Source organism: Sphingomonas sp. BT-65 (assembly GCF_026107375.2).
In the GTDB taxonomy this organism is placed as follows: domain Bacteria; phylum Pseudomonadota; class Alphaproteobacteria; order Sphingomonadales; family Sphingomonadaceae; genus Sphingomonas.
The window spans coordinates 844,706-859,265 of the sequence record NZ_JAPCIA010000001.1 but is presented as its reverse complement, the minus strand read 5'-3'; the positions used below and the strand labels follow the sequence as shown (position 1 = coordinate 859,265).

General features: G+C 66.9%; 11 protein-coding genes. 1 reads left to right on the top strand and 10 read right to left on the bottom strand.

The genetic code is table 11. The annotated features are described in order from the left end of the window. Window positions 1-8 precede the first annotated feature (8 nt). The 3 genes from hppD to phhA are packed head-to-tail and all read right to left on the bottom strand — an operon-like array spanning window position 9 to window position 3,151. On the bottom strand, window positions 9-1,067 hold the full coding sequence (hppD, locus tag OK349_RS04245) for a 4-hydroxyphenylpyruvate dioxygenase (protein ID WP_265116573.1): 1,059 nt from the start codon (window positions 1,065-1,067) through the stop codon (window positions 9-11). Window positions 1,068-1,079: 12 nt separating this feature from the next. Next, window positions 1,080-2,291: an aromatic amino acid transaminase gene (locus OK349_RS04240; RefSeq protein WP_301531111.1), complete on the bottom strand. Its 1,212-nt coding sequence runs from the start codon at window positions 2,289-2,291 to the stop codon at window positions 1,080-1,082. Next, window positions 2,288-3,151, bottom strand: a complete 864-nt coding sequence (gene phhA, locus OK349_RS04235; protein WP_265116572.1) for a phenylalanine 4-monooxygenase — start codon at window positions 3,149-3,151, stop codon at window positions 2,288-2,290. Before phhA ends, OK349_RS04240 begins: the two co-directional genes overlap by 4 nt. 96 nt (window positions 3,152-3,247) lie before the next feature. Here phhA and OK349_RS04230 point away from each other — a divergent pair, with 96 nt between their 5' ends. Next, window positions 3,248-3,718 (top strand): Lrp/AsnC family transcriptional regulator, encoded by a 471-nt coding sequence (locus OK349_RS04230; RefSeq protein ID WP_265116571.1) that lies wholly within the window; start codon window positions 3,248-3,250, stop codon window positions 3,716-3,718. A gap of 356 nt (window positions 3,719-4,074) precedes the next feature. On the opposite strand, the gene OK349_RS04225 is transcribed toward OK349_RS04230, so the two are convergent. From OK349_RS04225 to OK349_RS04195, 7 genes are all read right to left on the bottom strand, one after another. Next, window positions 4,075-5,511: an alpha/beta fold hydrolase gene (locus tag OK349_RS04225; RefSeq protein WP_265116570.1), complete on the bottom strand. Its 1,437-nt coding sequence runs from the start codon at window positions 5,509-5,511 to the stop codon at window positions 4,075-4,077. Between the two features lie 11 nt (window positions 5,512-5,522). After that, window positions 5,523-7,175 (bottom strand): S10 family peptidase, encoded by a 1,653-nt coding sequence (locus OK349_RS04220; RefSeq protein ID WP_265116569.1) that lies wholly within the window; start codon window positions 7,173-7,175, stop codon window positions 5,523-5,525. A 58-nt stretch (window positions 7,176-7,233) separates the two neighbouring features. Then, a complete protein-coding gene (locus OK349_RS04215) occupies window positions 7,234-8,742 on the bottom strand; it encodes a S10 family peptidase (protein ID WP_265116568.1) in 1,509 nt (502 codons plus the stop codon). A gap of 7 nt (window positions 8,743-8,749) precedes the next feature. Next, complete coding sequence (locus OK349_RS04210) at window positions 8,750-9,709, bottom strand: ornithine cyclodeaminase family protein (RefSeq protein ID WP_265116567.1); 960 nt, start codon at window positions 9,707-9,709, stop codon at window positions 8,750-8,752. Beyond that, window positions 9,706-11,106: an MFS transporter gene (locus OK349_RS04205; protein WP_265116566.1), complete on the bottom strand. Its 1,401-nt coding sequence runs from the start codon at window positions 11,104-11,106 to the stop codon at window positions 9,706-9,708. The genes OK349_RS04210 and OK349_RS04205 overlap by 4 nt, the downstream gene beginning before the upstream one ends. 150 nt (window positions 11,107-11,256) lie before the next feature. Next, the gene (locus tag OK349_RS04200) at window positions 11,257-13,437 is read right to left on the bottom strand and encodes a TonB-dependent receptor (RefSeq protein WP_265116565.1); all 2,181 of its coding nucleotides are present in this window, start codon (window positions 13,435-13,437) and stop codon (window positions 11,257-11,259) included. Window positions 13,438-13,577: 140 nt separating this feature from the next. Next, window positions 13,578-14,411: a PhzF family phenazine biosynthesis protein gene (locus tag OK349_RS04195; RefSeq protein WP_265116564.1), complete on the bottom strand. Its 834-nt coding sequence runs from the start codon at window positions 14,409-14,411 to the stop codon at window positions 13,578-13,580. Between the last annotated feature and the right edge of the window lie 149 nt (window positions 14,412-14,560).

Below are 14,560 nucleotides of genomic sequence, written 5' to 3'. Positions count from 1 at the left end.
GTTCGATGTCAGGCGTCGACGGTGATGACTCCGCGCCGGATCTGGTCGAGCTCGATCGATTCGAACAACGCCTGGAAATTGCCGTTGCCGAAGCCTTCGTTGCCCTTGCGCTGGATGATCTCGAAGAAGATCGGACCCACGATGTTCTCGGTAAAGATCTGGAGCAGGATACCCTCGTCGCCGACATTGCCGTCGATCAGAATGCGGTTCCGGCGGAGGCGCTCGAGATCCTCGCCATGGCCAGGCACGCGCTTGTCGACCAGCTCGTAATAGGTCTCGATCGTATCCTGCAGACGGACGCCGCGCGCGCGCAGCTTCTCGACCGTGTCGAAGATGTCCGGCGTGGTCAGCGCGAGATGCTGGATGCCTTCGCCATTATATTCGCGGATGAATTCCTCGATCTGGCTCTTGTCGTCCTGGCTCTCGTTCAAGGGGATGCGGATCGCCTTGTCGGGCGCGATCATCGCCTGGCTGAACAGGCCGGTGGCCTGGCCCTTGATGTCGAAATATTTCTGCTCCTCGAACCCGAAGAGCCGGCCATAGAAGCTTGACCAGGTGCGCATCTCGCCGCGCCGGACATTGTGGGTGAGATGGTCGAGCAGGTCGAGCCCGACATTGTTCGCCGCTTCCGCTTCCTGCCAGCCGGGAATCTCGGTCCAGTCTGCAAAGAGATCGTCGCCCGCCTTCACGAGATAGAGGTAGGAACCGCCGATCCCCTCGATGGCAAAGCTGCCGTCGCCGAGCGTGCCGGCGGCGGCATCGACCGCGGTCGCGCCCTCGGCGATCGCATGGTCATAGGCGGTTTTCGGATCGGCGACATAAAAGGCCATGCCGCTCGCCGACGGACCGTGCGCGGCACGGAAGTCGGCGGCCTGCCCAACCGGTGCGCGGTTCAGCAACAGGGTGATGCGGCCCTGCTTGTAGCGCGTCACCGCCTTGGCCGGATATTGGTGCGTGGGCACGAAGCCCAATTGCTCGAACTGCTGCGCGAGGGTGTCGGGATCGGGCGAGGTGAATTCGCAGAAAGCGAAGCCGTCGAGGCCCAGCGGGTTGTTCGGATCGGTCATGGTCTTGCCTTTTCAACGGTGCGGAAGATGGGGCGAGAGCGCGGCGACGAACGGCGCGACAGTCTCGGCGCGCAGCCCGGCGATGTTGATGCGGCCCGCGTCGGGCATGTAGATGCCGTGCTGCGCGCGCAGCATGGCGACAGCGTCGCGGTCGATGGGCAGCAGCGCGAACAGCCCCTGCTGGCGCGCGAGCAGGGCGAGCGACGGATGCGCGTCGCCGAGCGCCGTACGCAGGCCGTTGATCCGCATGCACATCTCGGCAAGTTCGGCGCGCCAGTCGCTGGCGAGATCGGCATCTTCGAGGATCAGGCGCACGACCGCCGCGCCGTGATCGGGCGGCATCGACCAAAGGCTGCGTGCCAGGACCAGGATCGTCTCACGGACCGGAACCACGGCCGCCGGTGTGGCGGCCTGCACCCACAAAGCGCCCACCCGTTCGCGATAGAGCGCGAAATTCTTGTCGCAGCTATAGGCGAGCAGCGCCTCGGGCACCGCCGCGAGTATCGCGCGCATCCCCGCCGCGTCCTCGTCCAGTCCGCGCCCCAGCCCCTGATAGGCGAGGTCGATCAGCGGAATGAGCCCGCGACCCGCGGCCAGCGCCGCCAGCGCATGCCATTGCTCGGTGGTGAAGGCCGTGCCGGTCGGGTTGTGGCAGCAGCCGTGCAGCAGCACCACGTCGCCCGCCTTGGCCTCGGCCAGGCCCGCGACAAAGGCGTCGAAATCGAGGTCGGAGCGTACGGCATCGAAATACGCATGGGTGCGGACCGTCAGGCCGGCCTCGCGAAAGATCGGTCCATGGTTGGGCCAGGTCGGCGTGCCTACCCAAATGGTCGGCGCCTTGCCCGACCGCGCGATCAGTTCCGCGGCCAGCCGCAGCGCACCGGTGCCTCCCGGAGTCTGGATGCCGGTGATCCGCGGATCCGTCGCCAGCCCGGGCCCGAGCGCGACCGTGGCGAGCAGGTCGGTATAATGCTGGTCGCCCTCGGCGCCGAGATAGCTCTTGCTGTCCTGTCCCGCGAGCAGCCGCGCCTCGGCCGCCTTGACCGCCCGCATCACCGGCGTCGTGCCGGCGGCATCGCGGTAGACACCGACGCCCACGTCGATCTTGTCGGCGCGCGGATCGGCACGATGCATCCCGATCACCGCAAGCAGCGCGTCGGGCGGCTGGCGATCCAGCCCGTCGAACAAGGCTGCCGCTGACGGCTCGTCGAGCAGGAGCGTCATTCGGCTGCCTTCGCGCGGGCATAAGCTTGGGTGCCTCTGGTATAGACGAGGTCGGTAGGCAGGATTGCTTCGATCTCGATATCGGGCTCGTCTTCCAAGGCGGCATAGAGCGGCTCGAAATCGGTATTGAGCGTCTGGTCGAGCAGGTCCTCGAAACTGTCGATGACGAAATAATTCTGCTGGAAATCGTCGATCCGATATTTGGTGCGCATCAGCCGCTTGAGATCGAAGCCGATGCGATTGGGCGATGGATCGTCCAGCGCGAAAACCGATTCGGTGTAGGAGGAGACGATGCCGGCGCCGTAGAGCTTGCGCTCATTGCCGGAGCGCACCAGCCCGAACTCGACCGTGTACCAATAGAGCCGCGACAGCCGCTCGATCGCGCCGAGCTTGGCGGCGCGCTGTCCGCCGATGCCGTAAGCCTGCATATAATCGGCGAAGACCGGATGCGCGAGCAGCGGGACATGGCCGAATACGTCGTGAAAGACGTCCGGCTCCTGCAGATAGTCGAGCTGCCCGGGCGTGCGGATGAAACTGCCGGCGACGAAGCGGCGATTGGCGAGATGTTCGAAGAACACATCGTCGGGGACCAGCCCCGGCACCGCGACGACCTGCCATCCGGTCGCCTTCATCAGCCGTTCCGACAATTCTTCGAAATCGGGAATGCCGGGCTTGGTCAGGCGCAGCACGTCGAGCCCCTCCATGAATTCGGGGGTCACGCGTCCGGGCAGCATCCTTGCCTGGCGCTCGAACAGCCTGTCCCAGGTCGCATGCTCCTCGGCCGTATAGGCAGTCCAGTCCTGTGGAATGGTCCAGTCTTCGGCGGTCCCATCGGGGCGGGTAAGGTCTGCGTGTGCCATGCGATGTATGATCGCATCACTTCAGTGGATAATGCCTATCTTTCTTTCGATTTTTCGGCATAAAAAAGAAACGATTTTCAACCATAAGAGAAGAAAATGAAATATTCTCATCCTCTAGATGCCGTCGACACGCGAATCGTGACGCTGCTCCAGGAGGACGCGACGCTCAGTCATGCGGACCTGGCCGACCGTGTCGGCGCGTCATCGGCATCGTGCTGGCGACGGGTCAAGGCGCTGGAAACCGCAGGCGTGCTGCGTCGCACGGTACGACTGGTCGACCCGGTGGCGGTCGGCCGCGGCGTCAATGTGCTGTGCAACATCCGCATGCGCAGCCATGCGGTCGAGGCGCGGCAAGCGTTCGAGCAGTTCGTCGACAGCCGGCCCGAAATCATCGAGTGCTTCTCGATGTCGGGGGATTGGGACTATCTGCTGCGGATCGTCGTCGCCGACGTTGCCGACTATAACGACTTCCTGATGCAGACCTTGCTTGCCCACAGCTCGGTCGCCGGCGCGTCGTCGCATTTCGCGCTGTCGATGACGAAATATACCACCGCCTTGCCGGTCTAGGGGCACGAGGTCCTCCCGCCGCCGCGCAGGCGCAATGCGGGGCGTCATGGCCTGCCATGACCAGTCGATACGACGCCCTTGCGGGCGATCGCGCATGGCTACCCGCACCTTTGCTCGAGTCTTGCGCGCTATGGCCTCTTCAGGCTTTGGCGAACGGCGTAGGAGCGATGCGGGCGGGATGCCGGTTCCCCCCACCGTTACCTCGAGGGTGACGTCGGAGATCCATTCTGTTCCGATGAACGCCATGGCCAAGGCGTAGCAGCGCATAGCCGGCAGGACCGCCGCGGCGCTCCTGCCGGCCTCCAGGTCGATCGGCGTGATGGGCGCGCTACGCGCCTGTCCCCTGATCGAGGGTCTCAGGGGGTGACGAAGGCGCGCAGCCGGTTCATGAATTCCGTCGTCGGGCTGAGCATATGGCCGCCCTCATAGTAGGCGACCGCGTAGCGCTGCGGCACGACATTGGTTTGCCGCATGATATATTCGCTGTTCCCCAGCGTCGTCATGGTATCATATTTGCCCTGGACCAGCAGCACGCGCAGGCGGTCGCTCCCCCGCATTTCCTCGGCGAGCGTGCGGTCGAGCGCCATCGCTCCGCTCGTATAATAGTTCCAGGTGGGATAGAGTTTCAGGTTGAAGGCGAGATAGGGGCCCAGGCCCGGGGACTGCAGCTGCTCGGCCGCATAGCGGTCGAGCGACGCCCCGAACAACGCCATCATGGAGAAATCGTCCTTGTAGCCGGCCGGGTGCGTCTCGCGACCGTCATAGGAGTCGAGCACCAGTCCCTTGTCCTCGAGCAGGCGCTTGTTGAAATCGTCGACGACGATGGTGTCGTTCTTCTCGAAATAGGACCGGTCGATCCCGGTGATCGCAGGCAGCGCGTCCATGATCGCGCGCTTCTCGCCGGCCGCCAGTTCGCGCCCCTGCATCAGCGCCGCGATATAGTTGGTCCGCGCGAACAACCGGGCCTTGTCCACGGCCTCGGTCCAGCTCTGCGTGCGGTTGTCGATACGGCCATGATACCAGGCGATCGACGCCATCATCGGCAGCGCGTTGGCGGTGTAGAGGATGTCGGGCATCTGGCCCTTCTGGAAATAGCCCAGGCTGTTCCCGGCCAGCATCAGCCCCGCGACGCGGACCGACGGCGCGCTGCGCCTTAGGTCGCGCGCCATCGCGACCACGCGCATCGTGCCATAGCTTTCGCCGAGCAGATAGACGGGCGAGTCGAGCCGGCCATGGTCGCGCAGCCAGCTGATCGCCTGCGCGGTCAGCGCGGCGGAATCGCCGTCGATCGACAGGAACTGCTGGCGGTCCACGCCGGGCAGGATGTGGCTGTATCCGGTGTCGGGCGGATCGACGAAGACGAGATCGGCCGCGTCGAGCGGCGAGTTCGGATTGGGCGCCAGCTGGCAGGCCGCCGGGCGGGCGCAGGCCTGCGGGCCGAGCGCCAGCAGGTTCACGAACCCGGAGGCGCCGCCCGGCCCGCCATTGAAGGCGAAGATGACGGGACGCTTGGCCGGGTCGCGGACGCCGTCGGCAAGATAGGCGATCGCGACCAGGCTGGCGGCCGCCTTGCCGCCGGCCTTCTCGCGCACGATCGTCTCGGAAACCTCGCTGCGATAGGCGAGCTTCTTGCCGTTCACCACGGCCCGGTGCTGCGCGACGAAGCGGCGCGGGCCGGGCTCCGCGGTCATCACCAGCGGCACCAGCGGGGGCGGCGCGATCTGGGCGGCGGCGGGGGTCGCCGTCGCCAGCGCAACGACGCATAAGCGGGCAATCAGGCCGGTCCGGGTCATCCTCGATCCAATCATTTGGCTTGGGGGGCGGGCTGGTCGGCCGATGCCGACAGGGTGGTGCGTACGAAGGCGCGCACGTCGCCGGCAAAGGCCTTGGCGGTCCCGCCGAGATAGGACATGTGGCCCGATTCATAGCGCCGGGCGGTCACCCGGTCCCGCGGCAGGTAGCTGCGCACGATCGCGCTTTCAAAGCCCATCGGCGTCGCCAGCATGTCGTACAGGCCGCTCATGAACAGGACGCGCAGTCGCGGCTGCCGGCGCATCGCGATGCGCAGGTCGTCGGCGGCGGTCTGGGTCGGCGTCACACCGGCCCGGCGGCGGTCCCAATGGTTGAAGACGCCTTCCCAGTTGATGGTCTTGTACGGCACGTCCATCCGGACCTTGAGGTCGTTGCGCAGCACATCCTGGAAGGCGCCGACCATCGGCGGGGTATATTGCGTCATCGCGGGATCGTCGGCGACGAAATCGCCGCCATCGCCGGCCGCCGGCAAGGTGTAGCGGCTGTCGTACAGCCCGATCCGTCGGCCGCCGGCGGCCAACGCCAGCGCGCCGTAATCGGGCTGCGAGATCGCGAACTTGCGCTCGAGCCAGGTCTTGGCCGGCACGCCGGTATAGGCGGCCAGCTTGTCGGCCAGCGCCTGCGCCTCGGCCGGCGGGAGCGTGCCCGCTTCGAACCGCAAGGCGGCGGGCACGAACGTGTCGCGCACGAAGCGTTCGACCGCGGCATAATGGTCGGCGACGGTGGCGCCGAGCGGGGCGACCAGCCCGTGATAGCGCGCGGTGACCGCCATGCCCGGGATCAGCGCGCCGACGCCGCGGACCCGCGTCTCGGGATCGGTCGCGGGGACGTTCGCGCCGCCGTTGATGTCGCCGCCGACCAGGATGATGCCGTCGAGCGTGATGCCGCGCAGCGAGCCGGCATAGTTGACGCCGCCGAGCAAGGCGCGCGGCAGGATCGCGGCACGGCTTGCGCCATAGCTTTCGCCCATGACGAACTTCGGCGAGCTCCAGCGGCCATATTTGGTGAGCCACGCCTCGATGAAGCGCGCCACGCTGTCTGCATCGGCGTCGACGCCGTTGAAATCGGCCTGCTTGGCCCGTCCGAGCGCGCGGCTGAAGCCGGTGCCGACGGGATCGATGAAGACGAGATCGGCGACGTCGAGCAGGCTGTCCGGGTTGGGCGCGGTCCGGAACGGCGGGATGTTGCGGGGGTCGACGTCGCGGTCGAAGACCATGCGGGTCGGCCCGAGCACGCCGAGGTGCAGCCACAGGGAGGCCGAGCCGGGTCCGCCGTTGAACACGAAGATGACCGGCCGCTGGGTGGCCGCCGTGCCCTCGTCGACATAGCTGAAGTTGAAAAAGCTGGCGACCGGTTCGCCTTCGCCATTGGTGATGTACAACTCTTCCGCGGTCGCCTTGTAGGCGATCCTGCGGCCGCCGATGACCTGCTCATGCCGGGTGACGAACTGGCGCGGGGCGGGCAGGTCGGCGAGGCTGAGGCGCGTGTCGCTCTCGCGCGTGACATAAGCGGGCGTGGTCGGCGGCGTGGGCTTGGCCGGCGGTGCGGCCTGCGCGAGCGCCAAGCCCGGCGCGGCGAGGCCGAGCAGCAGCACCGCGGCGAGCGTCGCGCTGCAATGCGATCCAAAGGCCAGGGTCCTGGTCATCCGCGTCTTTCGGCTGGAGGGGACGGCCGCGCGCGACCCGGCGGGCGCCTGCTCGGGGTCATTGCGCATAGAAGGGACGGATATCGCGGACCATGTCCCGGCGAACCTGGTCGTCGATATAGAGCATGTGACCCGAGGGGTAATAGAGATAGGCGATGTTCCCGCGCAGCGCGGGCGGAATGGCGAGATGGCGATAGTCGTAATCGGCGCCGTAATAGACCGTCGACAGATCGTAGAGACCGTTGATCGAGAGGATTTTCAACTTCGGGTTCTCGATCATCGCCTCGGCAAGGTCTTTGCCGTAATTGCCCCAGCCGGCGCCGTTGCCGCGCCGGAAGTCGAATTTCTCGAAGGCGCCGGAATAGGCGCGGCGATAGCTCGGCCCGGTGTCGAACTTGAGCTCGTTGCGGACATAGTCGTTCCACAGCGAGACCATCGGGCGGAAGATGCCGGTCCAGGAGGGATCGAGCGATGCGTCGTTGCCGGCCGTGCCGACCGCAGCCGAAAAGCGCGTGTCGATCTCGCCGACGATCTTGCCGCTGGGACGCAGCAGCTCGCGCCGGAACGCCGCATGGCTGATCCTCAGATTCTCGCGCAGGACGAAGGCCGGATCGAGCCCGATATAAGCGGCCAGCTGGCGGGCGATGGCCTGCTTCTCGTCGTCGCCGATCGTGTTGCCCTTGGCGAGCGCCTGCGAATAGGGCCCTTCGACCCAGGCCGCGACCTCGCGTAGATAGGCGTCGCGGTCGCCCGGCGGATGGGTGACGCCGTGATAGGCCGCGGTCGCGGCAAGGGTCGGGACGGCGGTCATGAAGGACCGGTCGCCATGGGTCAGCTCGCGCGCGATATCGAGGATCGTGCCGAGCTGGATCACGCCGCTGAGCTGCACGCCATGCTTCTGGAGGAGATTGGCCACCCCGGCCGAGCGGCTGGTGCCGTAGGATTCGCCGAGCAGGTAGACCGGTGCGTTCCACCGGTTCTGGACCGTCAGGAAACGCTCGATGCCGCGGGTGAAGATGTCGATATCGGCATCGGCCGAGAGGAAGGCGTCCGCGCCGCTCTCGCCCAGCGGACGCGAAAAGCCGGTATGGATCGCGTCGAGAAAGACGAGGTCCGATTCGGGCAGCAAGGTCGCCTCGTTGTCGACCAGGCGACTGGGGGCGCCGGCAGCCGGATTGGGCGTGTTCAGCATCACGCGACGCGGCCCGAACGAGGCCATGTGCAGCCACAGCGAGGAAGAGCCCGGGCCGCCATTGTAGAAGAAGGTCAGGGGGCGGCGCGGGTCTAGGGGGTCGCGGACATAGGCGACGTAGAACATGCTCGCCTTGGGCTTGCCGGCATCGTCGCGCAGCGTGAGCGTGCCGGCGATCGCCTTGTAAGCGAGCGTCTTGCCGCCGATCGCGATGCGGTGCGTGGTGACCGCCTGCGCCTCGACCGCGCTCGGCAGCGCATCGTCCGCCGCATCGCGCGGAGCGGGGACCGCCTGTGCTGCCGCTCCAGGGGCCGCAGCCGGAAGGAGGGACGCCGCGCCGGCGAGCAGGGCGCCGGTCAGGACAAGGTTCCGCACGCGCATCTTATACCCCCTCGGTCAGATGTGCCGCCGGGCGCGCGACCGGGGTCGCTGCGTCCAATGCGCATTGCGCGGCGGCGAAATCGGGGACGGCATAGCCGACCGCCTTGAATACGGTGATCGCCTCATCGGGACGTGCCGGCGGCCGCACGATCAGGTCGCGTAGCGTGCCGCCCAGCCGGTCGCGGTCGAGCGCGCCGCTGGCGATCGGGTCGAGCAGGTCGCCGCAGGCGTCGAACGCGGCAAGCGTGTCGACCCAGACGGTGGCGCGCGCCATCACCCGATCGTCGGCCTCGCGCATCGCCGGCGTGAAGCTGCCCACCAGATCGACATGGGTGCCGTGACGCAGCCAGTCGCCGCGCAGCAGCGGCGCTTGCGCGCTCGTCGCCATCGAAATCACATCGGCCGCGCGCGCGGCGGTCTCGAGATCGGCGACCGCCTCGCACGCCAGGCCGCGATCGCGCGCGGCGGCCGCGAGCGCCGCCGCCTTGGCGGGATCGCGCCCGTAGAGCTGCACCCGGTCGAACGGCAGCAGCGCGGCATAGGCGTCGATCAACGCCGCGGCGACCGGTCCGGTGCCGATCACCAGCAGCTGGCGCGCATCGGGCCGCATCAGCCGCCGGGTCGCGATCGCCGAGACGGCGGCGGTCCGGCGCACGGTCAGTTCATGCGCTTCCATCACCGCCAGCAGGACCCCCGAGCGTGCGTCCATCAGCATATAGGTGGCGCTGTGCGAGGCCTGGTTGAACAAATGGTTGTCGGGCCAGACCGTCACCGTCTTCAGGCCGATCACCGACGAATCCCGCCAGGCTGGCATCAGCAGCAAGGTGCCCGAGCCGGGCAGGTCATAGGCGGCGCGCGGCGCGCAATCGACTTCGTCGCGCGCGACCATGTCCTCGATCCGGGCGGCGAGGGCGCGCCAATCGAGCGCGGCGCGAACCTGCTGGTCGGTGAGCTGGATCAAAGGGCACCTTTAGGGGTTGTCGCCGCCGGCGCGGAAAGCGCAGCGGGCTGGGCAAGCGCGATGTCGGGCCGCACGGCAGAGGCGCGGCCGCCGATCGTCACGCCGCGCAGGAAGAGGAATCCGATGAGCAGCAGCGCGGCGGGCAGCAGCGCAAATCCGAGCCGGATGCCGTCGGCGACATGGGGCGGAACGGCCGTCGTCACCGTCGGATCATAGCCGACCAGGTCGAGGAATATCCCGGTCATCAGCGAGCCGAGCGCCATGCCGGTCTGCTGGGTAAAGATCCACGCGCCGAAAATGGCGCCCTCGCGCCGCTGGCCGCTGATCGCCTCGTCATATTCCGCCGCGTCCGGCGCGATCGAGCTGGGGAACAGGAAGACACCCGCCATCGCCGCGCCCAGCGCGACCATGAACGGGATCATCCAGAAGACGTTGCTCGAGGGCAGGAACAGCGCGCAGCAGAAGATCGCGGCGGCCGCGCCGAACGCGATCTCGGCCCCCCGCTTGCGCCCGACCCGCACGCCGTACCAGGCCCAGAGTGCGGTCATCGCCATCGCGGTCAGCGAGCCTATGGGGTAGAAGGCGCCGACCAGCCGGCCGTCCGCGCGCAGCGAGACGGTCAGGAAATAGATCATCAGCGCGCTGTAAAAGGCGTCGCACGCGCAGGCGAACAGATAGGCCCCCGACAGGCGGAACAGCGGACGATTGGCGCGGAAGGTGCGCCATTGCTCTCCCAGGCTCAGCGTCTGCGGCTGGAAGGCGACCGACGGCGCCTTGGCGGTGGTGAAGAAGGCGGTCAGGCCCGATACGAAGATGAACAGGCCGGCCGCGAGGCCGACCCAGCGATGGCCGGTCAGCGCGTCCGGCGCCGCCGACGCGATCAGCGGGCTGGCGAGCACCGCGATCAGCACGGCCAGCCGCGCCGCGATCTCCTTGAGCGCGCTGAGCTTGATCCTCAGACTCGCATCGCGGGTCATTTCGGGGAGCATCGCCGAATAGGGGACGTGATAGAGGCTGAGGCCGGTATTGACCGCGAGGAAGGAGACCAGGAACCAGATCGCCTTGTGGCTCAGGCTCCAGTCGGCCGGAATCCAGAACATCGCGACATAGGCGCCGCCCCACAGGATCGCGCCGGCGAACAGGAAGGGGCGCCGCCGCCCCCAGCGGCTCTTCACCCGGTCCGACAGGCCGCCCATCAGCGGATCGGTGATGACGTTCCACAAGCGCGGCACGAAGATCAGCGTGCCGGCCAGCGCCCCCGGGAAATGGTGCACGTCGGTGAGGTAGTAGAGCAGATAGATCGAGATGATCGCCATGTGCCCGGCAATGGCGAACTCGCCGATCGCCCAGCCGAGACGGGCGCTGAGCGGGATCGACGGGGCGGGGGAGACTGTCACGCGCGCATTGTCCCTAAAGGAGCAACGGACCGGGCGAGTGCCGGGCGATTCCGTGCAGGCTGATATCGCATCGTCCGGCCATCCTGTTCTCGAGGCCCGTGGCGACGGGCCGGGCGCCGCCGGCGGATCCCGGCCGTGCCCGCGCCGGCATCAGAAGCGTTTTGCCACGGAAACACCGAATGTCCTTGGCCGGATATAGATATAGTTGAACGGGCCGGTCGGGGTCTGCTGGAGCCCGTTGGTGGTGCCGCCGATGATCCCGCGCTTGTCGCCGACGTTCGACGCGAAGAGACTGAGCGACCATTTGTCCACGTCCACCCCCGCGCGCAGATCGACCGTGGTATAGGCCGGCATCACGGTCCGGACCAGCGCGGCGGTGCGCTGGAAGTCGCCATAGCGCTTGCCGACATAGGTCAGCGTCGCGCCGACAAAGGCTTGCGCGCTGCCGCCGATCGCGAACCTTTCATCGGCCGAGACCGAGCCGGCATAGCGGCTGCTGAAGGGAAGGCGGTCGCCGTCCAGGCCGTAGCCGCCGCCGGCCGGCAGGTTCGTGGTCAGCTCGGCGACATTGTAGGTGCCGGTCGCCGCCACCGTGAGGCCGCCGCCGGGCGCCAGGGTCAAGGCCAGTTCCGCGCCCTCGCTCTTGGCGCGCGGACCGTTGGTGAAATAGGTCAGGCCATTGAGCGGATTGCTCAGCGACAGCTGGATGTTGTTCCAGTCGATATGGAACAATGAGGCGTCGACCGTCGCGAGGCGATCGAAGAAGGTGCCCTTCAGCCCCAGCTCGTAATTGGTCGTCTTGTCCGGCGCGTAGCTCGCCGGCGCGCCCGCCGCGGCATTGGGGTTGGGCCCGCCGATCCGATAGCCGGTCGCCACCCGGCCATAGAGCATCACCTTGTCGGTGATGTTGAACTGCGGCGAGATCAGATAGCTGAACAGCCCGCTCTCGGAATGGACATTGCTGAAGCCGTTGCCGATCAACGGCCCGCGCGCGTCGCGCGGATAGGATTGCTCGTTGCGGGCGTAACGCCCGCCGCCCTGCAGGCTGAACCGCCCGAAATGCAGGGTCAAGGTGCCGAAGCCCGCCAGTTCGTCGAGCTTGGTCTGCGACTTGATCGTCGCGAGATTGGCGAAGAAGCTGCCGGTGCTCGCCACCCGCGCGTCGATGATCTGCGCGCCATGCGTCCGTTCGTTGCCGAAATAGCCCCCCAGGGTCAGATCGGCATGTTCGCCGAACTTGCGCTCGACGCGGATTTCCTGGGTCAGTTTCTCGGTATTGTAGTCCACCGCGAAGGTCGCCCCCGACACGCCGACGATCTGCGCGGCGATCGGGCCATAGGCCGGGCTGGAGTCGGCCATCGAGCGGTAGACGCTGCGATTATAGCCCGAGCTGATGACGAGGCTGGTGTCTCCCCAGTCGATCTGCAGGTTCGACGTGACCAGGGTGACCTTGCTGCGATACTGGCCGGTGCCCGGCATCCGGGTCTGGGTCAGCGGCGCGTTCAGCACAGAAATATTGGCGACGTCGACATTGTTGGCGCCATTGCCCTTGGTATCCTGCGCCAGCGCGGACACGGTCCAGGAGACGTTGTCGGCGATCTGCCACAGCAACGCCGCCCGCCCACCAAAGCTGCGCGACCGGTCGACATTGTCTTCGCCGGTAGTGAGATTGTCGACGAACCCGGCGGTGCGGCGGCCGAAGCCACTCACCCTGAGGGCAATGTCGTCGCCGAGCGGCAGGTTGAGCGCCGCGCGCGCGCCATAGCCGAGGCCGCCGCCGTCGATCTGCTCGATATTGGCCTGTACCCGGCCGGACACGCCCGCGGTCGAGGGCGCGACCGTTACATATTTGAGCAGGCCGCCCATGCTGCTCGCGCCGTAGAGCGTGCCCTGCGGCCCGCGCAGCACTTCGATGCGCGCAAGGTCGGACGGGTCGAGATCGGGGATTAGCCGCGACGAATAGGAGGTGACGCTGCTCGCGCCGAAGGGCACGTCGTCGATGACGATGCCGACGGTCGGATTCGTCGACGAGCTGGTCGAGATGCCGCGGATCGCCAGCGTGTTCTGCCCGCTGCCCGACGCCAGCAGGCTGAGCCCGGGGACCTGCGAGAAATAATCCTCGATGCGGGTGCGGCCTTCGCTCAGCAGCCGGTCGGCCGACACCGCCGTCACCGGCACCGGCACCGAGAGCAGGCGCTCCTCGCGCTTCTGTGCGGTCACCACGATATCGTCGGAATAGGGTTGCGGATCGGCGCTGGCGGCCGTCTGGCCCTGGGGCTTGTCCTGGGCGTGCGCGGCGGACATCGCGGCCAGCGAAGACCCCGCCATCATCGCGGTCGCAATGAACCGCCATTTTTCCGGTTTCCCCAACCACCCCATGTTCATTCTCCCTGATCACCGGCTTCAGGACCGGCGCAGTTTGTGACGAATATATGTATGATTGGAAAATACAAGTATTATACGAAACTTTCTTATAATCCGCCCGTGCGCGCTTGCCCGCCGGCGGGCGCGACGGTTACCGACCCTCGGTGCGAGAGCACCGACGGCGCGCCGACGACGATCTCGTCCCCTCTCAGCCAACACGCGAACTCCCCGCCACGCGCGGAAGGCTGGGTCACCGAGTAGAGGCCCCAATGGAGGCGTGGGTGCCAATAGGGAATCAGGCTACTCAACGCCGAGCCCGTCGCGGGATCCTCGTTCTCGCCGATGCTGAAGCCGGGACAGAAAAAGCGGAAGGCGAGTTTGTCGTCGGCCCTGGCCATGGCAATGATGCCGACATCGCCGAGCCGCTTCATTACGTCGAAGCGCGGCGCCAGGTCGCGGACCGTCTCGATCGAGTCGTAGCGGACCAGCCAGTCGCGGTCCGACCGCGCGCAATGCTGCGGCAGCACCTCCAGAGACTCGGCCAGCTCCGGCGGCAGTTCGGCGTCCGTGACGCGCCAGCGCGGCGCCGCCATCGTCAGCAACGCGCCCTCGCGGCCGATGCGATATTGTCCGGTCGGCGACCGCAGATCAAAACCATCGGCCGCCTGGTGTTCGAGCGACAGGAGATGGGCCGCGGCGAAGGTCGCATGGCCACAGAAGCTGTCGACCTCGCGGCCTCCCCGCGTGAACCACCGCAGCGGATAGACGCCATCTACGTCGGGCAGGACAAAGGCGGTGACCGATGGGCCTGCCGTCGTCGCGATCGCGCGCAGCCGCGCGTCGGGTCCCCAGGCGTCGAGTCGGCAGACCGCAGCGGGATTCCCCCCGCCGGCCCGGCGGGTGAAGGCATTAATATAAGAGATTTCGATCACATCGGACATGATAGCGCCGTCTTTCCTTGTCTGGTGCGACGGGGTGGTGCATTTGGGATTCAAGCACGAATGTTTTCGGACTGGAAACTTTTGTGTATGATTGTCAATGCAGTCTCACAAGGCCTCGCGACGATCGTGCCGGGTGAAGAGTGTGGCGG

Excerpts from the sequence above, each read along its gene's own strand:
- hppD (WP_265116573.1), bottom strand. The coding sequence starts at position 1,067 with ATGACCGATCCGAACAACCCGCTGGGCCTCGACGGCTTCGCTTTCTGC.
- OK349_RS04240 (WP_301531111.1), bottom strand. The coding sequence starts at position 2,291 with ATGACGCTCCTGCTCGACGAGCCGTCAGCGGCAGCCTTGTTCGACGGG.
- phhA (WP_265116572.1), bottom strand. The coding sequence starts at position 3,151 with ATGGCACACGCAGACCTTACCCGCCCCGATGGGACCGCCGAAGACTGG.
- OK349_RS04230 (WP_265116571.1), top strand. The coding sequence starts at position 3,248 with ATGAAATATTCTCATCCTCTAGATGCCGTCGACACGCGAATCGTGACG.
- OK349_RS04225 (WP_265116570.1), bottom strand. The coding sequence starts at position 5,511 with ATGACCCGGACCGGCCTGATTGCCCGCTTATGCGTCGTTGCGCTGGCG.
- OK349_RS04220 (WP_265116569.1), bottom strand. The coding sequence starts at position 7,175 with ATGACCAGGACCCTGGCCTTTGGATCGCATTGCAGCGCGACGCTCGCC.
- OK349_RS04200 (WP_265116565.1), bottom strand. The coding sequence starts at position 13,437 with ATGATGGCGGGGTCTTCGCTGGCCGCGATGTCCGCCGCGCACGCCCAG.
- OK349_RS04195 (WP_265116564.1), bottom strand. The coding sequence starts at position 14,411 with ATGTCCGATGTGATCGAAATCTCTTATATTAATGCCTTCACCCGCCGG.